Origin of the sequence: Streptomyces atratus (assembly GCF_900119365.1) — a bacterium.
Lineage (GTDB): Bacteria > Actinomycetota > Actinomycetes > Streptomycetales > Streptomycetaceae > Streptomyces > Streptomyces atratus_B.
The window spans coordinates 33,693-55,485 of record NZ_FPJO01000007.1 but is presented as its reverse complement, the minus strand read 5'-3'; the positions used below and the strand labels follow the sequence as shown (position 1 = coordinate 55,485).

The following is a 21,793-nucleotide window of genomic DNA, read 5'->3' as shown; positions in this document are numbered from 1 at the left end:
CATGGGTCCACACGTACGGTCCGTGCCCCGCCCGAGCGGTGAGTGCGCGGACCGTACCCTTGTCCCCGTGCAGGAACTCCATGACGCCCCCCTCGCCCCCCTGACCACCTTCCGGCTGGGCGGCCCCGCCTCCCGCCTCCTCACGGCGACCACCGACGCCGAAGTGATCGAAGCCGTGCGCGAGGCCGACGGGAGCGGCACCCCGCTCCTCGTCATCGGCGGCGGCAGCAATCTGGTCATCGGCGACAAGGGCTTCGACGGCACCGCCCTGCGCATCGCGACCAAGGGCTTCGCGCTGAACGGCACGACGCTGGAACTCGCCGCCGGTGAGATCTGGACGGATGCCGTGGCCCGTACCGTCGAAGCCGGCCTCGCGGGCATCGAGTGCCTGGCCGGAATCCCGGGCTCCGCGGGTGCGACACCGATCCAGAACGTCGGTGCGTACGGCCAGGAGGTCTCCTCCACCGTCACGGAGGTCGTCGCCTACGACCGGCACACCGAGGAAACGGTCACCATCCCGAACGCCGACTGCGCGTTCTCGTACCGGCACAGTCGTTTCAAGGCCGAACCCGACCGTTTCGTGGTGCTGCGTGTCCGCTTCGAGCTGGAGGACGCGGGCGGTCTCTCCGCGCCGCTGCGGTACGCCGAGACGGCCCGCACCATGGGCGTCGAGCAGGGCGAGCGGGTGCCCGCGGCGGCCGCCCGCGAAACGGTGCTCGCGCTCCGCGCCGGCAAGGGCATGGTGCTGGACCCGGAGGACCACGACTCCTGGTCGGCGGGCTCCTTCTTCACCAACCCGATCCTGGAGGACGCGGAGTACGAGGCGTTCCTCGCCCGCGCCAAGGACCGGCTCGGCCCCGGGACGACGCCCCCCGCCTTCCCCGCGGACGGGGGACGCGTCAAGACCTCGGCGGCCTGGCTCATCGACAAGGCCGGTTTCACCAAGGGATACGGCACCGGCCCGGCCCGCATCTCCACCAAGCACACCCTCGCCCTCACCAACCGCGGCGAGGCGACCACCGAGGACCTCCTCGCGCTCGCCCGCGAGGTCGTCGCCGGAGTCCGCGAAGCCTTCGGCGTCACGCTCGTCAACGAACCGGTGACGGTCGGCGTGAGCCTGTAGGGCCATCAGTACGTCACTCAGTACGCCACGCCCACGCCCTGCTTCACCGACGCCGGGTCGTCGACCAGCGCCAGCATCGCGTGCGCCACATCGGCGCGCGAGATGGTCCGGCCGCTGCGCGGAGTACTGCCGACGGCCGTGCGGTACTTCCCCGTCAGCGGCCCGTTCGTGAGCTTCGGCGGCCGTACCGACGTCCAGTCCACCGTGCTCCGGGCCAGTACGGCCTCCATCCGCGTCAGGTCCGCGTAGACCTCCTTGAGGATCGCCCCGATCATCTTGCGGGCCAGCCGGTCCGGCAGCGGGTCGTCGGCCGGCCGGGGGCCGACCGGGGCCGCGCTGACCACCAGCAGCCGCCGCACCCCCTCGGCCTCCATCGCCGCCAGCACCGCCCCGGTGAGCCGCTCGGCGACCCCGTCCGCCTTCCGGCCGTGCGAGCCGAGCGCGGAGAGCACCGCGTCCCGGCCCGCGACCGCCTCACGCAGCGCCTCCGGATCGTCCACGCGCGCGACCGTGTGGACCTGTACGTCGGAGAGCGGGACGGGCAGCCGCGCCGGGTCGCGGACCACCGCCGTCACCTCGTGGCCCGCCGCCACCGCCTGGCGGACGACCTCCTGGCCGACGCCGCCCGTCGCGCCGAACACCGTGATCCTCATTGCGCACCCTCCCAGGGTGGGTAAGTATTCACTCACCTATAGAGTGAGTGGATACTCACTACCTCGTCAAGCTTCGCTGGAGTACACATGGAGCAGAAGCCGGCCCGCGTCCGCATCATCGACGCCGCCCATCAGCTGATGCTCACCATCGGCCTGGCCCGCGCCACCACCAAGGAGATCGCCAGAGCCGCGGGCTGCTCGGAGGCCGCGCTCTACAAGCACTTCGCGAGCAAGGAAGAGCTGTTCGTGGTCGTGCTCAAGGAACGGCTGCCCAGGCTCAACCCGCTGCTGGAACGGCTTGTCGCGTCCCCGGGGGCCTGGGAGCGCACCGTCGAGCAGAACCTCACCGAGATCGCCCGCCAGGCCGCACTCTTCTACGAGCAGAGCTTCCCGATCGCCGCCTCGCTGTACGCCGATCCCAGGCTCAAGGAACGCCACAACGAGGCGATGAGGGAACTCGGCACCGGCCCGCACATGCCCATCCGCGGCCTGGACGCCTATCTGCGCTCCGAGCAGGCGGCCGGCCGCGTGCGGGCCGACGCGGACACCTACGCGGCCGCGTCGCTGCTGCTGGGGGCCTGCGCGCAGCGGGCGTTCGCCTACGAGGCCACGGCCGGCGGGACGCCGCCGCAGCCCCTCGACGAGTTCGCCGCGTCCCTGGCGAGGACGCTGATGCGGGGCGTCGGCGCGTAACCGCTCGCTCCCCAGGCCCTGTCGTCAAACTGCCGTCTGCCGCGCGGCGCCTGGCACGCACGCTCGCGGCGTTGCCGAAATGCCCTAGTAGCTCCTTCCCCGAGCTCTCAACTGCGTTCGAGCAGGGGAGACCCCATCCGAGACCATTCCGGCGCCTTGCGATCGCACGCACCAGGCGCCGCGCGGCCGCCCTCCGGGCGACGGCGGCAGTTTGACGGCAGGCCCTAGCCCGCGGGCTTCGCCAGCCAGTCGTCGACGCCCGCCAGCAGCTCCGCCCGGACCGGGGCGGGTGCGGCGGAGCCCCGTACCGACTGCCGGGCCAGCTCCGCGAGCTCCTCGTCCGTGAACGCGTGATGGCGCCGCACGAGGTCGTACTGCGCGGCCAGCCGGGAACCGAAGAGCAGCGGATCGTCCGCGCCCAGCGCCATCGGCACCCCGGCCTCGAACAGCTTGCGCAGGGGTACGTCGGCGGGCTTCTCGTAGACGCCCAGCGCCACGTTCGACGACGGGCAGACCTCGCAGGTCACCCGGCGCTCCGCCAGCCTGCGCAGCAGCCGGGGGTCCTCGGCGGCCCGTACCCCGTGCCCGATCCGGGCCGCGTCGAGATCGTCCAGGCAGTCCCGCACGCTGGAGGGGCCGGACAGTTCACCTCCGTGCGGTGCCGCCAGCAGCCCGCCCTCGCGGGCGATGGCGAAGGCCCGGTCGAAGTCCCGGGCCATCCCGCGGCGCTCGTCGTTGGAGAGCCCGAATCCGACCACGCCCCGGTCCACGTACCGCACCGCGAGCCGGGCGAGCGTCCGGGCGTCCAGCGGATGCTTCATCCGGTTCGCCGCGATCACCACCCGGATCGGCAGCCCGGTCTCGCGCGAGGCGCTGTCCACCGCGTCCAGGATGATCTCGATCGCCGGGATCAGCCCGCCGAGCAGCGGGGCGTACGAGGTGGGGTCGACCTGGATCTCCAGCCAGCCGGAGCCGTCCGCGACGTCCTCCTGGGCCGTCTCGCGCACCAGCCGCTGAATGTCCTCGGGCGCCCTGAGGCAGGACCGGGCGATGTCGTAGAGCCGCTGGAAGCGGAACCATCCGCGCTCGTCCGTGGCCCGCAGCTTGGGCGGCTCACCGCCGGTCAGGGCGTCCGGCAGGTGTACGCCGTACTTGTCGGCGAGTTCGAGCAGGGTCGTCGGCCGCATCGACCCGGTGAAATGCAGGTGCAGGTGGGCCTTGGGCAACAGCCGTACATCACGCTCCATCCCAAGATCCTGCCGCACACGTGGGGTCGAGCGGTAGCCGCTTTCCCCATCGGGTTGACGCCCGAACACAGAAGCGACCCCCGGCCGGAGCCGGAGGTCGCCCACTGAATTCAGTACGTGCTACGCCTTGGCCTCGCCCAGCAGCTTCTGGATCCGCGAGACGCCTTCGACGAGGTCCTCGTCGCCCAGCGCGTACGAGAGGCGGAGGTAGCCCGGCGTACCGAAGGCCTCGCCCGGCACGACCGCGACCTCGACCTCGTCCAGGATCAGCGCCGCCAGCTCGACGGAGGTGGCCGGGCGCTTGCCGCGGATCTCCTTGCCGAGCAGTTCCTTCACCGAGGGGTACGCGTAGAACGCGCCCTCGGGCTCCGGGCACAGCACCCCGTCGATCTCGTTGAGCATCCGGACGATGGTCTGCCGGCGCCGGTCGAAGGCGGTACGCATCTCGGCGACCGCGTCCAGGTTCCCGGAGACGGCGGCCAGCGCGGCGACCTGGGCCACGTTGGAGACGTTGGACGTGGCGTGCGACTGGAGGTTGGTCGCGGCCTTGACGACATCCTTCGGGCCGACGATCCAGCCCACCCGCCAGCCGGTCATCGCGTACGTCTTGGCGACACCGTTGACCACGATGCACTTGTCGCGCAGCTCGGGCACGATCGCGGGCAGCGAGGTGAACTTCGCGTCGCCGTAGACCAGGTGCTCGTAGATCTCGTCGGTCAGCACCCACAGGCCGTGCTCGACGGCCCAGCGGCCGATCGCCTCGGCGTCGGCCTCGCTGTAGACGGCACCGGTGGGGTTCGACGGCGAGACGAACAGGACGACCTTCGTGCGCTCGGTGCGCGCCGCCTCCAGCTGCTCCACCGAGACCCGGTAGCCGGTGGTCTCGTCGGCCACGACCTCCACCGGGACACCCCCGGCCAGCCGGATCGACTCGGGGTAGGTGGTCCAGTACGGGGCGGGGACGATGACCTCGTCGCCCGGGTCGAGGATCGCGGCGAACGCCTCGTAGATGGCCTGCTTGCCACCGTTGGTCACCAGGATCTGCGAAGCCTCGACCTCGTAGCCGGAGTCGCGCAGCGTCTTCTCCGCAATGGCGGCCTTGAGCTCCGGGAGGCCTCCTGCCGGGGTGTAGCGGTGGTACTTCGGGTTGCGGCAGGCCTCGATCGCGGCATCGACGATGTAGCCGGGGGTCGGGAAGTCGGGCTCACCGGCACCGAAGCCGATCACCGGACGGCCGGCGGCCTTGAGGGCCTTGGCCTTGGCGTCGACGGCGAGAGTGGCGGATTCGGAGATCGCACCGATGCGGGCGGAGACCCGGCGCTCGGAGGGGGAAGTTGCAGCGCTCATGGCCCCCATGGTTCCAGACCGTGATCCCCGTCGGCACAGGGGTTTCAGGGACCGGACACGACTCGGACAGCATGCGGACAACATGCGACCAGGAGCGGTCGGGAGCTATCTGTTCGACGCCGGGCCGCTGAACACGTACACTCACCTGTCGTTGGCCTTCACCAGCCGCACCGTTCCTACACCGGAACCATCCGGGGAGATGCGGTAGGTTGGTGGAAACCACAAAGGGTCGTAGCTCAATTGGTAGAGCACTGGTCTCCAAAACCAGCGGTTGGGGGTTCAAGTCCCTCCGGCCCTGCTACACACTCCTTCGCCAGGATGTGTGCGCATGTACGTACTTCAATGCACCGCCGTGCGGCTCCACCGGGCGCGGCACGGCCATGACCCGGAATCAGGTGAGAAGCGTGACGGACGCCGTGGGCTCCATCGACATGCCTGATGCCGAGGATGAAGTACCCGAGTCGAAGAAGAAGACCCGGAAGGGCGGAAAGCGCGGAAAGAAGGGCCCTCTGGGCCGCCTCGCGCTGTTCTACCGCCAGATTGTCGCCGAGTTGCGCAAGGTCGTCTGGCCGACCCGTAGTCAGCTGACGACGTACACCAGCGTGGTGATTGTCTTCGTCGTCGTCATGATCGGTCTGGTTACCGTGATTGACTTCGGATTCCAGCGGGTCATCAAGTACGTCTTCGGCTGATCCCGCGGAGGGCGCCTCATGGGCGCCCCTTTCGCATGTTCCACCCATTTGTAATCCAGGAAGAAGCAGCCACCGTGTCTGACCCGAACCTGAACGACGCCGTCGAGCCGACGGCGGGCGCCTTCGAGTCCGCCGAGGACGAGCTCGACATCGTCGAGGCGGCGGACGCCGAGGAGCCGGACCAGGCCGAAGCTGCCGACGCCGCCGCTGGTGAGCCCGCCGAGCAGGCCGCCGTGCACGTCGAGGACGAGGACGAGGAAGAGGCCGCGGAGGCCGACGCCGAATCCGAGAGCGACGAGGACGACGAGGAGGAGGCCGAGCCGGCCGCCCCCGTCGACGCCGTCACCGCCCTGCGCGACGAGCTGCGTGGCCTTCCCGGCGAGTGGTACGTCATCCACACGTACGCCGGCTACGAGAAGCGCGTGAAGGCCAACCTGGAGCAGCGCGCCGTCTCGCTCAACGTCGAGGACTTCATCTACCAGGCCGAAGTGCCCGAGGAAGAGATCGTCCAGATCAAGAACGGCGAGCGCAAGAACGTCCGCCAGAACAAGCTCCCGGGTTACGTCCTGGTGCGCATGGACCTGACGAACGAGTCCTGGGGCGTCGTCCGCAACACTCCCGGCGTCACCGGCTTCGTGGGCAACGCCTACGACCCGTACCCGCTGACCCTGGACGAGATCGTCAAGATGCTCGCCCCGGAGGCCGAGGAGAAGGCCGCCCGCGAGGCCGCCGAGGCCGAGGGCAAGCCGGCTCCGGCCCGCAAGGTCGAGGTCCAGGTGCTCGACTTCGAGGTCGGCGACTCGGTCACCGTCACCGACGGCCCGTTCGCCACGCTCCAGGCGACGATCAACGAGATCAACGCCGACTCGAAGAAGGTCAAGGGCCTCGTCGAGATCTTCGGCCGCGAGACCCCGGTCGAGCTCAGCTTCGACCAGATCCAGAAGAACTAGCGGCTCCCGCCAGTTCCTGGACACATGCCTACCGAGCAGGTCAGACCGGCTGAGAAGCCCGTCTGACCTGCTCGGTTTTTGGTCGCGCAGCTATACCCGTTATCGTTGTGCGGTATGCCTCCATCCGGATGATCGGACGGCGGCGAAACACTCTCACTAGGACCCGGAGAGAGCAATGCCTCCCAAGAAGAAGAAGGTCACGGGGCTTATCAAGCTCCAGATCAACGCCGGCGCGGCCAACCCGGCCCCGCCGGTCGGCCCCGCGCTCGGCCAGCACGGCGTCAACATCATGGAATTCTGCAAGGCCTACAACGCCGCGACCGAGTCGCAGCGTGGCATGGTCGTGCCGGTGGAGATCACGGTCTACGAAGACCGTTCCTTCACCTTCGTGACCAAGACTCCGCCGGCCGCGAAGCTGATCCTCAAGGCCGCGGGCGTGGAGAAGGGCTCCGGCGAGCCGCACAAGACCAAGGTCGCCAAGCTGACGGCTGCCCAGGTCCGTGAGATCGCCACGACGAAGCTCCCCGACCTGAACGCCAACGACCTCGACGCCGCGTCGAAGATCATCGCTGGCACCGCCCGTTCCATGGGCATCACGGTCGAAGGCTGATTCAGCCCCTCACATCCCCAGTGGTAGGGCCAAGCGCTGGCCCGCACCACGACTCCACACCCTGAAACCAACAGGAGTAGAAGTGAAGCGCAGCAAGAACCTCCGCGCTGCGGACGCCAAGGTCGACCGGTCGCGCAACTACGCGCCGCTCGAGGCCGTCCGTCTCGCCAAGGACACCGCCTCCACCAAGTTCGACGGCACCGTCGAGGTCGCGTTCTGCCTGGGTGTCGACCCGCGCAAGGCCGACCAGATGGTCCGTGGCACCGTGAACCTCCCGCACGGCACCGGCAAGACCGCCCGGGTCCTGGTCTTCGCGACCGGTGACCGTGCTGCGGCCGCGGAAGCCGCGGGCGCCGACATCGTCGGCGCCGACGAGCTCATCGACGAGGTGGCGAAGGGCCGTCTGGACTTCGACGCCGTCGTCGCCACCCCGGACCTCATGGGCAAGGTCGGCCGCCTCGGCCGAGTGCTCGGTCCGCGTGGTCTGATGCCGAACCCGAAGACCGGCACCGTCACCCCCGATGTCGCCAAGGCTGTCAACGACATCAAGGGCGGCAAGATCGAGTTCCGCGTCGACAAGCACTCGAACCTGCACTTCATCATCGGCAAGGTCTCGTTCGACGACACCAAGCTGGTGGAGAACTACGCAGCGGCGCTGGAGGAGATCCTCCGTCTGAAGCCGTCCGCCGCCAAGGGCCGCTACATCAAGAAGGCCACCCTGGCCACCACGATGGGCCCCGGCATCCCGCTGGACGCCAACCGCACCCGCAACCTCCTCGTCGAGGAGGACCCGGCCGCCGTCTGAGCCTCGCGCTCGGCAGTACGCCGCGTCACGTGTGACATTGACGGGCCCCGCAACCTTTCGAGGTGCGGGGCCCGTCCTTGTATCCGTACTGCCGAAGGCTGTGTCGGAGCCGTGCGTTAGCGTGAGGCCCCGACGGAGCCGAACGAGGGGTGGAAGCTGACATGAGGACCAGTACCGTGCGACGCGTGTGTCTGTCGGTGGCAGTGGTGGCGACGCTGACGTCGGTCGCGGCCTGCAGCGGATCGGACAGCGGCAAGAGCGACAACAAGGGCAGCGGCGTCGTGAAGGCCGACCCGATCGCCGCGCTGCTCGACGTGCAGAAGAAGACCGGTGGGGAGAGCTCGGCGAAGGTCGAGGGCACCACCCAGATGGGCACCACCATGTCCATGGAGCAGACCGGCACCATCGACTGGGCCGACGGTCTCACCGGCACCATGGAGATCACGTACACCGGCGGCAGCATGGCGGACGCCATGAAGCAGACCGGCGGCACCGGCACGATGCAGGCCCGCTACTTCAAGGACGGCTACGTCGTCAACATGGGCGACGGCTTCGCGAAGCAGACCGGCGGCAAGCACTGGATCAGCTACGGCTACGCCGACCTCGCCAAGATGGCGGGCGCCTCCGGCGAGGCCATGAAGCAGCAGATGCAGAACACCACCCCGGACCAGGGCGTCAAGTCGCTGCTGGCCTCCGGCGACGTGAAGAAGGTCGGCAAGGAGGACGTCCGGGGCGTCTCCACCACGCACTACTCCGGCACCGTCGACGTCGCCGCCCTGACCGCGAAGAACTCCGAGCTCGACGCCGACCAGCTGGAGCAGCTGAAGAAGCAGCTGAGCGACGCCGGCATCACCACGGAGACGGTCGACATCTGGGTCGACGACAACGACCTGCTGGTCAAGAAGACCGAGCGCGGCCAGATGAAGACCGGCGAGCTCAATTCCACCGTGTACTACAGCGACTACGGGACGAAGGTCTCGGTCGAGCAGCCCCCGGCCTCCGACACGGTCGACTTCGCCGAGCTCCTGAAGCAGCAGCAGGGAACGGGTTCGGGCGCGTCCTGACCCTCCCGGGCCGCTGGGAGCGGGACGGATTTGCTCGGCGCGACCACGGTCGCGTACTCTCCTACAGAAGCCAAAGACCGCTGGTCGTTGCTGTGCTCTCGCAAGAGGGAGCAGCAACCGAAGGATCCGTTGAGTACGGGCGACCTGCGCAGGTGACTGTGGAAAGCTCCCGGACTTCGTTCGGTCGAGCTACGCCCTGGCGCCCGCGCCGGGGCGTTTCGTCTTTCCCGGCCCCTTCTGAGCGGTCCTCATCACCCGGAAGGAGGCCGACGCTCATGGCAAGGCCCGACAAGGCTGCCGCGGTAGCCGAGCTGACGGACCAGTTCCGCAGCTCGAACGCCGCCGTGCTGACCGAGTACCGGGGTCTCACCGTGGCACAGCTCAAGGAGCTGCGCCGTTCGCTCGGTGAGAACGCCCAGTACGCCGTGGTGAAGAACACGCTGACCAAGATTGCGGCCAACGAGGCCGGGATCACTTCGCTGGACGACCAGTTCACTGGTCCGACGGCGGTTGCCTTCATCACCGGTGACCCGGTGGAGTCGGCGAAGGGTCTTCGTGACTTCGCCAAGGAGAACCCGAACCTGATCATCAAGGGCGGTGTCCTTGACGGCAAGGCGCTGTCCGCCGATGAGATCAAGAAGCTTGCGGACCTCGAGTCCCGCGAGGTTCTGCTCAGCAAGCTGGCCGGTGCCTTCAAGGGCAAGCAGTCCCAGGCTGCTTCGCTCTTCCAGGCGCTGCCGTCGAAGTTCGTCCGCACCGCGGAGGCGCTTCGCGTCAAGCTCGAAGAGCAGGGCGGTGCCGAGTAACTCGGCTCGCGCATTGATCGTCGCCCACTAGGGAGACGGTCGCAGCGGGCCGAACGTACGCCCGCCTACATGTACATCCGGCACCTGCCGAATTAGTGGAAGGACGCCATCATGGCGAAGCTGTCCCAGGACGACCTGCTCGCGCAGTTCGAAGAGATGACCCTCATCGAGCTCTCCGAGTTCGTGAAGGCCTTCGAGGAGAAGTTCGACGTCACCGCCGCCGCGGCCGTCGCCGTCGCCGGCCCGGCCGGCCCGGGTGCCGTTGCCGAGGCCGTCGAGGAGCAGGACGAGTTCGACGTCATCCTCACCGGCGCCGGCGAGAAGAAGATCCAGGTCATCAAGGTCGTGCGTGAGCTGACCTCGCTGGGTCTGAAGGAGGCCAAGGACCTCGTCGACGGCACCCCGAAGCCGGTCCTCGAGAAGGTCGCCAAGGAGGCCGCCGAGAAGGCTGCCGAGTCCCTCAAGGCCGCCGGCGCTTCCGTCGAGGTCAAGTGACTCAGGGAGTCTGCTGACTCCTTCTGACGCCCCGTGCCGCACGGCACGGACGTCATCACACGAAGGGCGATCACCCATCCGGGTGGTCGCCCTTCGGCGTACCCGAGGCGGCTGCCTTGCTCTTCCGGCGGCGACGAGTATGGTGATCATCGCCGTTGCCTCTCCGGGGGCGGCCGACCGGCGCCGGTCGGCGGTCGGGTGAGGACCTCGGGGATCCGTCCCCGCAGGGGGGCCTTGACGAACCGCACGCGGCGCGCAATTCTCAGGACGCGTCGTCACATCGATCCGAATCCGAGGCATGGATCGTGTGAGAAGCGGGCAGTAAAGAAGAGCGCACCACGCGCAAGGGCTAGCCATAGGTGTTGAGAACAGCTGTTGAGAGCAACGTGGGTCTCTGAGAACCCCGACTGGACATCAGTGTGCCGTTTGGCTACACTGACCCTTTGCGCTGCCTGTTAGCTGCTCCCTGCCCGTCACCAGGGGCATGCCCTCGCTTCAGCATCGATGACTGATCGTCTCTGACCTGGCCTTTTCGGTCGAATCAGGAATTGACTGTCACCGTGTCCGGCTTGGGACCGGTACGCGCGTAGTGAGTCCGAGCCCTCGGAAGGACCCCCTCTTGGCCGCCTCGCGCAACGCCTCGACCGCGAATACGAACAACGGTGCCAGCACTGCCCCGCTGCGCATCTCCTTTGCAAAGATCAAGGAGCCCCTCGAGGTTCCGAACCTCCTCGCGCTGCAGACCGAGAGCTTTGACTGGCTCCTCGGCAATGCCGCATGGAAGGCTCGCGTCGAGGCTGCTCTGGACAGCGGACAGAACGTCCCGACCAAGTCCGGCCTGGAAGAGATCTTCGAGGAGATCTCGCCGATCGAAGACTTCTCCGGGTCGATGTCGCTGACTTTCCGCGACCACCGCTTCGAGCCCCCGAAGAACTCGATCGACGAGTGCAAGGAGCGCGACTTCACGTTCGCCGCCCCGCTCTTCGTCACCGCTGAGTTCACCAACAACGAGACCGGCGAGATCAAGTCCCAGACGGTCTTCATGGGCGACTTCCCGCTCATGACCAACAAGGGCACCTTCGTCATCAACGGCACCGAGCGTGTCGTCGTGTCGCAGCTGGTCCGCTCGCCGGGTGTCTACTTCGACTCCTCCATCGACAAGACGTCCGACAAGGACATCTTCTCCGCCAAGATCATCCCGTCCCGGGGTGCCTGGCTGGAGATGGAGATCGACAAGCGCGACATGGTCGGTGTGCGCATCGACCGCAAGCGCAAGCAGTCCGTCACCGTTCTCCTGAAGGCTCTCGGCTGGACGACCGAGCAGATCCTGGAGGAGTTCGGCGAGTACGAGTCGATGCGCGCCACCCTGGAGAAGGACCACACCCAGGGCCAGGACGACGCGCTGCTCGACATCTACCGCAAGCTGCGTCCGGGCGAGCCGCCCACCCGTGAGGCCGCTCAGACGCTGCTCGAGAACCTCTACTTCAACCCGAAGCGCTACGACCTCGCGAAGGTCGGCCGCTACAAGGTGAACAAGAAGCTCGGCGCCGACGAGCCGCTGGACGCCGGTGTGCTCACCAGCGACGACGTCATCGCGACGATCAAGTACCTGGTCAAGCTGCACGCCGGTGAGACCGAGACGGTCGGCGAGTCCGGCCGCTCGATCATGGTCGAGACCGATGACATCGACCACTTCGGCAACCGCCGTATCCGTAACGTCGGCGAGCTGATCCAGAACCAGGTCCGTACGGGTCTCGCCCGTATGGAGCGTGTCGTGCGCGAGCGCATGACCACCCAGGACGTCGAGGCGATCACGCCGCAGACCCTGATCAACATCCGGCCGGTCGTCGCCTCCATCAAGGAGTTCTTCGGCACCAGCCAGCTGTCCCAGTTCATGGACCAGAACAACCCGCTGTCGGGTCTGACGCACAAGCGTCGTCTCAACGCGCTGGGCCCGGGTGGTCTCTCCCGTGAGCGGGCCGGCTTCGAAGTCCGTGACGTGCACCCGTCGCACTACGGCCGCATGTGCCCGATCGAGACGCCTGAAGGCCCGAACATCGGTCTGATCGGCTCGCTGGCCTCCTACGGCCGGATCAACGCGTTCGGCTTCATCGAGACGCCGTACCGCAAGGTCGTCGACGACCAGGTCACCGACGAGGTCGACTACCTGACCGCCGACGAGGAGGACCGCTTCGTCATCGCGCAGGCCAACGCGCCGCTCACCGACGAGCTGCGGTTCGCCGAGTCCCGCGTGCTGGTCCGCCGCCGTGGCGGCGAGGTCGACTACGTGCCCGGCACGGACGTCGACTACATGGACGTCTCGCCGCGCCAGATGGTGTCCGTCGCGACCGCGATGATCCCCTTCCTGGAGCACGACGACGCCAACCGTGCCCTCATGGGCGCGAACATGATGCGTCAGGCGGTGCCGCTGATTAAGTCGGAGGCCCCGCTCGTCGGCACCGGCATGGAGTACCGCTGCGCCACCGACGCCGGCGACGTGCTCAAGGCCGAGAAGGACGGTGTGGTCCAGGAGGTCTCCGCGGACTACATCACCGTCACCAACGACGACGGCACGTACACCACGTACCGCATCGCCAAGTTCATGCGCTCCAACCAGGGCACCTCGGTCAACCAGAAGGTTGTCGTCTCCGAGGGCGACCGGGTCGTCGCCGACCAGGTCCTCGCCGACGGTCCGGCCACCGAGAACGGTGAGATGGCCCTCGGCAAGAACCTGCTCGTGGCGTTCATGCCGTGGGAGGGTCACAACTACGAGGACGCGATCATCCTGTCGCAGCGCCTCGTGCAGGACGACGTCCTCTCCTCGATCCACATCGAGGAGCACGAGGTCGACGCCCGTGACACCAAGCTCGGCCCGGAGGAGATCACCCGGGACATCCCGAACGTCTCCGAGGAGGTCCTCGCCGACCTCGACGAGCGCGGCATCATCCGTATCGGTGCCGAGGTCGTCGCCGGTGACATCCTCGTCGGCAAGGTCACGCCCAAGGGTGAGACCGAGCTGACCCCCGAGGAGCGCCTGCTCCGCGCGATCTTCGGTGAGAAGGCGCGCGAGGTGCGCGACACCTCGCTGAAGGTGCCGCACGGTGAGATCGGCAAGGTCATCGGCGTCCGCGTCTTCGACCGCGAAGAGGGCGACGAGCTGCCGCCGGGCGTGAACCAGCTGGTCCGCGTCTACGTCGCGCAGAAGCGCAAGATCACCGACGGTGACAAGCTCGCCGGCCGTCACGGCAACAAGGGCGTCATCTCGAAGATCCTGCCGATCGAGGACATGCCGTTCCTGGAGGACGGCACCCCGGTCGACATCATCCTCAACCCGCTGGGTGTCCCGTCCCGAATGAACCCGGGACAGGTCCTGGAGATCCACCTCGGCTGGCTCGCCAGCCGCGGCTGGGACGTCTCCGGCCTCGGTGACGACTGGGCCAAGCGCCTGCAGTCCATCGGCGCCGACCAGGTCGCCCCCGGCACCAACGTCGCCACCCCCGTCTTCGACGGTGCGCGCGAGGACGAGATCTCCGGTCTCTTCGAGGCCACGATCCCGAACCGCGACGGCGACCGCCTGGTGCAGCCCTCCGGCAAGGCCAAGCTGTTCGACGGCCGCTCCGGCGAGCCGTTCCCGGACCCGGTCTCGGTCGGCTACATGTACATCCTCAAGCTGCACCACCTCGTCGACGACAAGCTGCACGCTCGTTCGACGGGTCCGTACTCCATGATCACCCAGCAGCCGCTGGGTGGTAAGGCACAGTTCGGTGGTCAGCGATTCGGTGAGATGGAGGTGTGGGCCCTTGAGGCATACGGCGCCGCATACGCCCTCCAGGAGCTCCTGACGATCAAGTCCGACGACGTGACCGGCCGCGTGAAGGTCTACGAGGCCATCGTCAAGGGCGAGAACATCCCCGAGCCGGGCATCCCTGAGTCCTTCAAGGTGCTCATCAAGGAAATGCAGTCGCTCTGCCTCAACGTGGAGGTGCTGTCCTCGGACGGCATGTCCATCGAGATGCGCGACACCGACGAGGACGTCTTCCGCGCGGCGGAGGAGCTCGGTATCGACCTGTCCCGGCGCGAGCCGAGCAGCGTCGAAGAGGTCTGACGGGTTGGCCGGCCGGATCCCCGTGATCCGGCCGGCTCTCCCCGGACCCGTTCAGACCATTGCTGAAGTGCCCCGATTTCTCGCCTGACGCGAGGGGGCTCGAACCCCCGAAAGAGGGATTGACGACAAGTGCTCGACGTCAACTTCTTCGACGAGCTGCGGATCGGCCTTGCCACCGCGGACGACATCCGGACCTGGTCCCACGGCGAAGTGAAGAAGCCGGAGACCATCAACTACCGCACGCTCAAGCCCGAAAAGGACGGACTCTTCTGCGAGAAGATCTTCGGTCCGACCCGGGACTGGGAGTGCTACTGCGGCAAGTACAAGCGTGTCCGCTTCAAGGGCATCATCTGTGAGCGCTGTGGCGTCGAGGTCACGCGCGCCAAGGTGCGCCGTGAGCGCATGGGTCACATCGAGCTTGCCGCTCCCGTCACCCACATCTGGTACTTCAAGGGCGTCCCGTCGCGCCTGGGCTACCTCCTCGACCTCGCGCCGAAGGACCTCGAGAAGGTCATCTACTTCGCCGCGTACATGATCACGTTCGTGGACGAGGAGCGCCGTACGCGCGACCTGCCCTCGCTGGAGGCGCACGTCTCCGTCGAGCGTCAGCAGATCGAGAACCGTCGCGACGCCGACCTGGAAGCCCGCGCCAAGAAGCTCGAGACCGACCTGGCCGAGCTGGAGGCCGAGGGCGCCAAGGCCGACGTGCGCCGCAAGGTGCGCGAAGGGGCCGAGCGCGAGATGAAGCAGCTGCGCGACCGTGCGCAGCGCGAGATCGACCGCCTCGACGAGGTGTGGAGCCGCTTCAAGAACCTCAAGGTCCAGGACCTGGAGGGCGACGAGCTGCTCTACCGCGAGCTGCGTGACCGCTTCGGCACGTACTTCGACGGCTGCATGGGCGCCGCCGCGCTGCAGAAGCGCCTGGAGTCCTTCGACCTCGACGAGGAGGCCGAGCGCCTCCGCGAGATCATCCGTACCGGCAAGGGCCAGAAGAAGACCCGTGCGCTCAAGCGCCTCAAGGTCGTCTCCGCGTTCCTGCAGACCAGCAACAAGCCCAAGGGCATGGTGCTCGACTGCGTGCCGGTCATCCCGCCGGACCTGCGTCCGATGGTGCAGCTGGACGGTGGCCGCTTCGCGACCTCCGACCTGAACGACCTGTACCGCCGTGTGATCAACCGCAACAACCGCCTCAAGCGTCTCCTTGACCTCGGTGCCCCCGAGATCATCGTGAACAACGAGAAGCGGATGCTGCAGGAGGCCGTCGACGCGCTGTTCGACAACGGCCGTCGCGGTCGCCCGGTCACCGGTCCCGGCAACCGCCCGCTCAAGTCCCTCAGCGACATGCTGAAGGGCAAGCAGGGCCGATTCCGTCAGAACCTTCTCGGTAAGCGTGTGGACTACTCCGCGCGTTCCGTGATCGTCGTCGGCCCGCAGCTCAAGCTGCACCAGTGCGGTCTGCCGAAGGCCATGGCGCTGGAGCTCTTCAAGCCGTTCGTGATGAAGCGCCTGGTCGACCTGAACCACGCGCAGAACATCAAGTCGGCCAAGCGCATGGTCGAGCGCGGGCGCACTGTGGTGTACGACGTCCTCGAAGAGGTCATCGCCGAGCACCCGGTGCTGCTGAACCGTGCACCGACCCTGCACCGCCTCGGCATCCAGGCCTTCGAGCCGCAGCTGGTCGAGGGCAAGGCCATCCAGATCCACCCGCTCGTCTGCACCGCGTTCAACGCGGACTTCGACGGTGACCAGATGGCCGTCCACCTGCCGCTCTCCGCGGAGGCGCAGGCCGAGGCCCGCATCCTGATGCTGTCCTCGAACAACATCCTGAAGCCGGCCGACGGTCGTCCCGTCACCATGCCGACCCAGGACATGGTGCTGGGCCTGTTCTTCCTCACCACGGACGAGGAGGAGCGCAAGGTCGTCGGCCAGGGCCGTTCCTTCGGCTCCACGGCCGAGGCGATCATGGCCTTCGACGCCCGCGAGCTGTCGCTCCAGGCGAAGGTCGACATCCGCTTCCCGGTGGGCACCATCCCGCCGCGTGGCTGGGTGCCGCCGGTCGCCGAGGAAGGCGAGCAGGAGTACCAGCAGGGCGACACGTTCCGGCTGCGTACGTCCCTGGGCCGCGCGCTCTTCAACGAGCTGCTGCCCGAGGACTACCCGTTCGTCGACTACTCGGTCGGCAAGAAGCAGCTCTCCGAGATCGTCAACGACCTCGCCGAGCGCTACCCCAAGGTCATCGTGGCGGCGACGCTCGACAACCTGAAGGCGGCGGGCTTCTACTGGGCGACCCGTTCCGGTGTCACCGTGGCCATCTCCGACGTCGTGGTCCCCGAGGCCAAGAAGGCGATCGTCGCGGGCTACGAGGCGCAGGACGAGAAGGTCCAGAAGCAGTACGAGCGCGGTCTGATCACCAAGGACGAGCGCACGCAGGAGCTCATCGCGATCTGGACCAAGGCGACCAACGAGGTTGCCGAGGCGATGAACGCGAACTTCCCCAAGACGAACCCCATCTTCATGATGGTTGACTCGGGTGCCCGAGGAAACATGATGCAGATGCGTCAGATCGCCGGTATGCGTGGTCTGGTGTCCAACGCCAAGAACGAGACGATCCCGCGTCCCATCAAGGCGTCCTTCCGTGAGGGCCTCACCGTTCTGGAGTACTTCATCTCCACGCACGGTGCCCGTAAGGGTCTGGCGGACACCGCCCTGCGTACCGCCGACTCGGGTTACCTGACCCGTCGTCTGGTGGACGTCTCGCAGGACGTGATCATCCGCGAGGAGGACTGCGGCACCGACCGCGGCCTCAAGCTGAAGATCGCCGTCAAGGGTGCGGACGGTGTGCTCCGCAAGACGGAGGACGTCGAGACCTCGGTCTACGCCCGCATGCTCGCCGAGGACGTCGTCGTCGACGGCAAGGTCATCGCGCCTGCCAACGTCGACCTCGGTGACGTCCTGATCGACGCCCTGGTGGGCGCCGGCGTCGAGGAGGTCAAGACCCGTTCGGTCCTGACCTGTGAGTCCGCGGTCGGCACCTGTGCCTTCTGCTACGGACGCTCGCTCGCCACCGGCAAGCTGGTCGACATCGGTGAGGCGGTCGGCATCATCGCCGCCCAGTCCATCGGTGAGCCCGGTACCCAGCTGACGATGCGTACCTTCCACACCGGTGGTGTGGCCGGTGACGACATCACCCAGGGTCTGCCCCGAGTCGTCGAGCTCTTCGAAGCCCGTACGCCCAAGGGTGTCGCCCCGATCTCGGAGTCCGCGGGCCGGGTCCGGATCGAGGAGACCGAGAAGACCAAGAAGATCGTGGTCACGCCGGACGACGGCAGCGACGAGATCCCCTTCCCGATCTCGAAGCGCGCCCGTCTGCTCGTCGGCGAGGGCGACCACGTCGAGGTGGGCCAGAAGCTCACCGTGGGTGCCACCAACCCGCACGACGTGCTGCGCATCCTCGGTCAGCGCGCGGTCCAGGTCCACCTGGTCGGCGAGGTCCAGAAGGTCTACAACTCGCAGGGTGTGTCGATCCACGACAAGCACATCGAGATCATCATCCGGCAGATGCTGCGCCGCGTGACGATCATCGAGTCCGGCGACGCGGAGCTGCTGCCGGGCGAGCTCGTCGAGCGCTCGAAGTTCGAGACCGAGAACCGTCGTGTGGTCACCGAGGGCGGTCACCCCGCCTCCGGCCGTCCGCAGCTGATGGGTATCACCAAGGCCTCGCTGGCGACGGAGTCCTGGCTGTCGGCCGCCTCCTTCCAGGAGACGACCCGAGTCCTGACGGATGCGGCGATCAACGCCAAGTCCGACAGCCTCATCGGCCTCAAGGAGAACGTCATCATCGGTAAGCTCATCCCGGCCGGTACGGGTCTGTCCCGCTACCGCAACATCCGGGTCGAGCCGACCGAGGAGGCCAAGGCCGCGATGTACTCGGCCGTCGGCTACGACGACATCGACTACTCGCCGTTCGGCACGGGCTCCGGCCAGGCCGTTCCGCTGGAGGACTACGACTACGGTCCGTACAACCAGTAAGCGAGTCGCTTGACCGATCGGAGGGCGGTCACCCCGTTTCGTACGGGGTGGCCGCCCTCCGGCGTGTCTCGACGAGCAGCACCGGCGGTCGCGGCTACAGGTAGCGCCGCAGATGGTGCAGCCGGGTCGGCAGATCGGGGTGGGTGGAGAGCAGCCGAGCAGGCGTCGACTCGCGCTCCAACCGTTCTCCCCCGACGGCGAGTGCCTGCCGTGCCTTGACCTCGTTCGCGTGCATCGCCTCCATCACCTCGGCCAGATTCGGCGCGAATCCGAGAGCGGCGGCGTGGCGGTCGGCCCGCAGTTCGGCACGGCGTCCCACCGCTGCCGACAGATACGGGAGCACCAGAAGCAACGGAAGCCCGTACAGGACGGCGGCCGCGGTGGAGGCGAGCCCGCCGATCGCAAGGAGCAGCACGCCGACGGCCAGGTAGACGGCACACCGGGCAGGCGTGACGACGGAGCGGGCCATCGCGCGCAGGGCGCGCCAGAGAGCCCGGCCCGGCAGCCCGTACCACTGGCTCAGCAGCGACGACCACGCGTGACCGCCGGTGTGGTGACCCAGTTCATGGGCGAGTACGGCGGCCAGTTGGCCGCTCGGCAGCTGCTCCAGGGCGAACCGGGTGACCCCCACGATGTGGCCCGCGGCGGCGTACGCGTTGAGGTCGTCGCTCTCCTCGACCCAGAGCTGATACTGCGCTCCGTCGATCCCGGCGATGGCCGTCACCTCGCGCCAGACCGGCTCCAGCCGAGCGGCCTCCCGGGGCATCGGGCGGCGGAGCCCGAGCAGGTAGCGGGCGAGGAGGTCCTCCGTGGGCCGGTGGAAGACCAGGGCGCCGGACGCCGGCCAGAGCACGACCGGTATCCAGAACGGCAACCCGAGGCAGCCGTCCAGGACCGTGCTCACGAGCAGCACCACGAGCGCGCTCGTCAGGAAGGCGGGCAGGGCCAGCGCCAGCTGTCCGAGCGCGGTGATGTCGACACGCCGCTGATGCGCTGTGTAGTACACACGTCGGCCCGGCCCGTGCTCGTAGATCAAGTCATCAGGTGGGTGTGGTGCTGCGGCGTTCAGATGTGGGTCCGAGGGCGGCACGGGCCCGTCGCCCGGGTCCTGGGGCTGAGCCGGCGGTGGAGTCATGATCATCCTTTGGCGGGAGGAGCGTCAGCCGAGGAGCAGCGAGGCGGGGAGCAGGAAGGTGCCGATGGAGTAGGCGAGCAGCCCCGCACGTATCCACTGGTGCTTGCAGACGGCGATCCGGCTGGTTTCGGTCAGGGCCGTGACGAGTGCCGTGGTCCGGGCGCTCTCGGTGGCGTCGAGCGCTTCCGGTATCCGGTTCTGCCGGGCGGCGCGCCGGATGTCCCCGAAGTAGGTGAGCGGGTCCCCGGGAACCCAGGTACTGCCGCGGTAGCGCGGGAGTACGGCCATCAGCATGGAGAGCAGCGCGGTCGCCAGCCCGCCGGTGCCTGTCCACCACAGGGCCGTGCCGGGGGCGGAGAGCGCGCTCGGTCGCCACTCGCTGCCCGCCAGCCAGCCGCTGATCACGCCTGCGGTCATGCCGAGCGCGGCGACCAGTACGGACGCCTTGCTGTCGGCCCGTGCGATCTCGGACCGCAGATCGAGGAGGAGCCGCGTCCCGGCATCGGTGTTCCGGACCGGTGGTCTGTCGGTCATGTGACGTGGTCCTCCCGGCCCGGCGCTCCTGCCACGTCCGTGGCCCGGGGCGTGTCCGATGCGCTCGGCGGCTTCGCGGCCTCGGCCGCGTCGGTCGTCCCGTCCCGGTCGGCCGTTCCGGTGGCCTCCGCCGTCGTGTCCTCGCACACGCCCTTCGCACCGGCCGACGGCGTGGCGGCGCCCGCCGGTCTCAGAGGCGCGCTGCCATAGCCCGGCGGCGGCTGCCAGCCCGGGAAGGGAATCAACGGAGTGGCCGCCTTTGGATCCGTCCCGCGGATGGGCGTCCCGCCGAGCCGGTGCTCCTGCACGCCGTCGGTCAGATCGAAGCCCGGCCGGGACGTGCCCCGGACGACCGCTTCCGGTACCGCTCCCGGCGCGTCCTGTGGCATCGACACGGTCAGCCGGCCCTCAGCCGTGCTCTGCGTGGTGACCCCGGGAAGGTGCTGGTTCAGTACGTCGATCAGTGCCTGGAGGGCCCTCTTCTTCGGCGCCTCCAACTCGTGGTTCTCCGCGCTGTCGCCCTTCAGCAGCTCGCCCGCCAGCTCCATCTGCGCCTTGAGCATGTGCAGTTGGTCCTGGCGCAGGCTGGCCACCACGATCTCGGTGTCTTCGGGATGGTCGGCCAGGTGCAGCGCCCAGGCGCGGACCCCGCCCTGTTCCAAGTGCTTTTCGTAGAAGGAGATCTTCTCCGCGTTCACCTGCTGCAGTTCCATCTGGCGACGGGCCCGGTCGACCGCCTCCGTGTGCTGCCGCTTCTGCTGTTGCAATCTCAGCTCGTGTTGAAGCTCCTCGAACTCGGTCGCGCGGCCCCACTGCAGCGCGTCCTGCTCCCTCGCGCGCCGTTCGATTGCGGCATCGTGCTCCCTGCCGCGCCGCTCGGTGTGTACCTGCTCGGTGGCCGCGTGGTCGATGGCCCTCATGCGCCGCACATGGTCGATGACCCCCTGATCCCCGCGCAGCCGTACGGTCCAGGTCACCGCGAGTCCCGCCCGGGTGCCGAGTGCGCCCTGTGCGCGCACTTCCCTCAGCAGCGCCTCCTCGGCCTCCGCGCTCCGGGAGGCGGGGTAGCGGCGGGTGACGGACCGGGCCGACTGTTCCAGCTCGCCGATCAGCAGCCGTGGTACGTCACGGTGCCGGCTCGCCACGAACAGAGCGGGATCGACGACCTGCCACGACAGCTCGACGACCACGGCGAACTCGAAGGCGTCGTCGTTGCTCGGCAGGCCGATCACCTCGCGCACGGGATGGACACCCATGTCGACCTCGTACACCGAGGTGTATCGCTTCGCGGCGGCTCCGGCCCGGGTGGGGCGGACCGGCGGGAGGTAGGTGTCGTACGAGCCGTCCGGGGCCGAGAAGACCAGGGCGTGGTCGATGCGGGTGAGCGGACGGCGGGCGAATCCGAACCGGGACAGCTGCCGGACCGTGACCACCGGGTCGGTCAACCGCGTTGCGCGGTCGGCCCGTTGGTCCCAGTCGGGTGCGCGGCGGAATTCGGGCATGGG

17 protein-coding genes and 1 tRNA gene are annotated in these 21,793 nt (G+C 68.0%); 12 read left to right on the top strand and 6 right to left on the bottom strand.

Going from position 1 to position 21,793, the window contains the following annotated elements; translation table 11 throughout:
- Position 1: 1 nt before the first annotated feature.
- Positions 2-1,123: a UDP-N-acetylmuramate dehydrogenase gene (locus tag BT364_RS14535; RefSeq protein ID WP_072485569.1), complete on the top strand. Its 1,122-nt coding sequence runs from the start codon at positions 2-4 to the stop codon at positions 1,121-1,123.
- Positions 1,124-1,140: 17 nt separating this feature from the next.
- Here BT364_RS14535 and BT364_RS14530 read toward each other — a convergent pair whose 3' ends face one another.
- Positions 1,141-1,776 carry an NAD(P)-dependent oxidoreductase gene (locus tag BT364_RS14530; protein ID WP_072485568.1) on the bottom strand — a complete coding sequence of 212 codons (636 nt, stop codon included), beginning with the start codon at positions 1,774-1,776 and terminating at the stop codon, positions 1,141-1,143.
- An 87-nt stretch (positions 1,777-1,863) separates the two neighbouring features.
- On the opposite strand from BT364_RS14530, the gene BT364_RS14525 reads away from it, so the two are divergent.
- Positions 1,864-2,469 carry a TetR/AcrR family transcriptional regulator gene (locus BT364_RS14525; protein WP_072485567.1) on the top strand — a complete coding sequence of 202 codons (606 nt, stop codon included), beginning with the start codon at positions 1,864-1,866 and terminating at the stop codon, positions 2,467-2,469.
- 224 nt (positions 2,470-2,693) lie between these two features.
- On the opposite strand, the gene BT364_RS14520 is transcribed toward BT364_RS14525, so the two are convergent.
- Positions 2,694-3,716, bottom strand: coding sequence for an adenosine deaminase (locus BT364_RS14520; RefSeq protein WP_072485566.1), 1,023 nt, complete (start codon positions 3,714-3,716; stop codon positions 2,694-2,696).
- Between the two features lie 120 nt (positions 3,717-3,836).
- Positions 3,837-5,063 carry a pyridoxal phosphate-dependent aminotransferase gene (locus tag BT364_RS14515; RefSeq protein ID WP_072485565.1) on the bottom strand — a complete coding sequence of 409 codons (1,227 nt, stop codon included), beginning with the start codon at positions 5,061-5,063 and terminating at the stop codon, positions 3,837-3,839.
- Positions 5,064-5,288: 225 nt separating this feature from the next.
- On the opposite strand from BT364_RS14515, the gene BT364_RS14510 reads away from it, so the two are divergent.
- The 10 genes from BT364_RS14510 (at position 5,289) to BT364_RS14460 (ending at position 18,619) form a co-directional block, all read left to right on the top strand.
- Positions 5,289-5,361 (top strand) — tRNA-Trp (locus BT364_RS14510).
- A gap of 106 nt (positions 5,362-5,467) precedes the next feature.
- Positions 5,468-5,755 carry a preprotein translocase subunit SecE gene (gene secE / locus BT364_RS14505; protein WP_072485564.1) on the top strand — a complete coding sequence of 96 codons (288 nt, stop codon included), beginning with the start codon at positions 5,468-5,470 and terminating at the stop codon, positions 5,753-5,755.
- A 74-nt stretch (positions 5,756-5,829) separates the two neighbouring features.
- Entirely contained in the window at positions 5,830-6,705 is an 876-nt protein-coding gene (gene nusG / locus BT364_RS14500; protein ID WP_072485563.1) for a transcription termination/antitermination protein NusG, read from the top strand.
- Positions 6,706-6,880: 175 nt separating this feature from the next.
- The gene (gene rplK / locus BT364_RS14495; RefSeq protein WP_006126872.1) at positions 6,881-7,315 is read left to right on the top strand and encodes a 50S ribosomal protein L11; all 435 of its coding nucleotides are present in this window, start codon (positions 6,881-6,883) and stop codon (positions 7,313-7,315) included.
- Between the two features lie 82 nt (positions 7,316-7,397).
- The gene (rplA, locus tag BT364_RS14490; RefSeq protein WP_072485562.1) at positions 7,398-8,120 is read left to right on the top strand and encodes a 50S ribosomal protein L1; all 723 of its coding nucleotides are present in this window, start codon (positions 7,398-7,400) and stop codon (positions 8,118-8,120) included.
- A gap of 161 nt (positions 8,121-8,281) precedes the next feature.
- Positions 8,282-9,184, top strand: coding sequence for an SCO4651 family lipoprotein (locus BT364_RS14485; protein WP_072485561.1), 903 nt, complete (start codon positions 8,282-8,284; stop codon positions 9,182-9,184).
- A gap of 275 nt (positions 9,185-9,459) precedes the next feature.
- The gene (rplJ, locus tag BT364_RS14480; protein WP_072485560.1) at positions 9,460-9,990 is read left to right on the top strand and encodes a 50S ribosomal protein L10; all 531 of its coding nucleotides are present in this window, start codon (positions 9,460-9,462) and stop codon (positions 9,988-9,990) included.
- Between the two features lie 111 nt (positions 9,991-10,101).
- A complete protein-coding gene (rplL, locus tag BT364_RS14475; protein ID WP_072485559.1) occupies positions 10,102-10,485 on the top strand; it encodes a 50S ribosomal protein L7/L12 in 384 nt (127 codons plus the stop codon).
- A 619-nt stretch (positions 10,486-11,104) separates the two neighbouring features.
- Positions 11,105-14,590, top strand: a complete 3,486-nt coding sequence (gene rpoB / locus BT364_RS14465; RefSeq protein WP_072485558.1) for a DNA-directed RNA polymerase subunit beta — start codon at positions 11,105-11,107, stop codon at positions 14,588-14,590.
- Between the two features lie 129 nt (positions 14,591-14,719).
- Positions 14,720-18,619: a DNA-directed RNA polymerase subunit beta' gene (locus tag BT364_RS14460; protein ID WP_072485557.1), complete on the top strand. Its 3,900-nt coding sequence runs from the start codon at positions 14,720-14,722 to the stop codon at positions 18,617-18,619.
- A 94-nt stretch (positions 18,620-18,713) separates the two neighbouring features.
- Here BT364_RS14460 and BT364_RS14455 read toward each other — a convergent pair whose 3' ends face one another.
- The 3 genes from BT364_RS14455 to BT364_RS14445 form a co-directional block, all read right to left on the bottom strand.
- A complete protein-coding gene (locus tag BT364_RS14455) occupies positions 18,714-19,655 on the bottom strand; it encodes a M48 family metalloprotease (RefSeq protein ID WP_256259776.1) in 942 nt (313 codons plus the stop codon).
- Positions 19,656-19,778: 123 nt separating this feature from the next.
- On the bottom strand, positions 19,779-20,288 hold the full coding sequence (locus BT364_RS14450; protein WP_072485555.1) for a Pycsar system effector family protein: 510 nt from the start codon (positions 20,286-20,288) through the stop codon (positions 19,779-19,781).
- The gene (locus BT364_RS14445) at positions 20,285-21,790 is read right to left on the bottom strand and encodes a hypothetical protein (RefSeq protein ID WP_072485554.1); all 1,506 of its coding nucleotides are present in this window, start codon (positions 21,788-21,790) and stop codon (positions 20,285-20,287) included. The genes BT364_RS14450 and BT364_RS14445 overlap by 4 nt, the downstream gene beginning before the upstream one ends.
- Between the last annotated feature and the right edge of the window lie 3 nt (positions 21,791-21,793).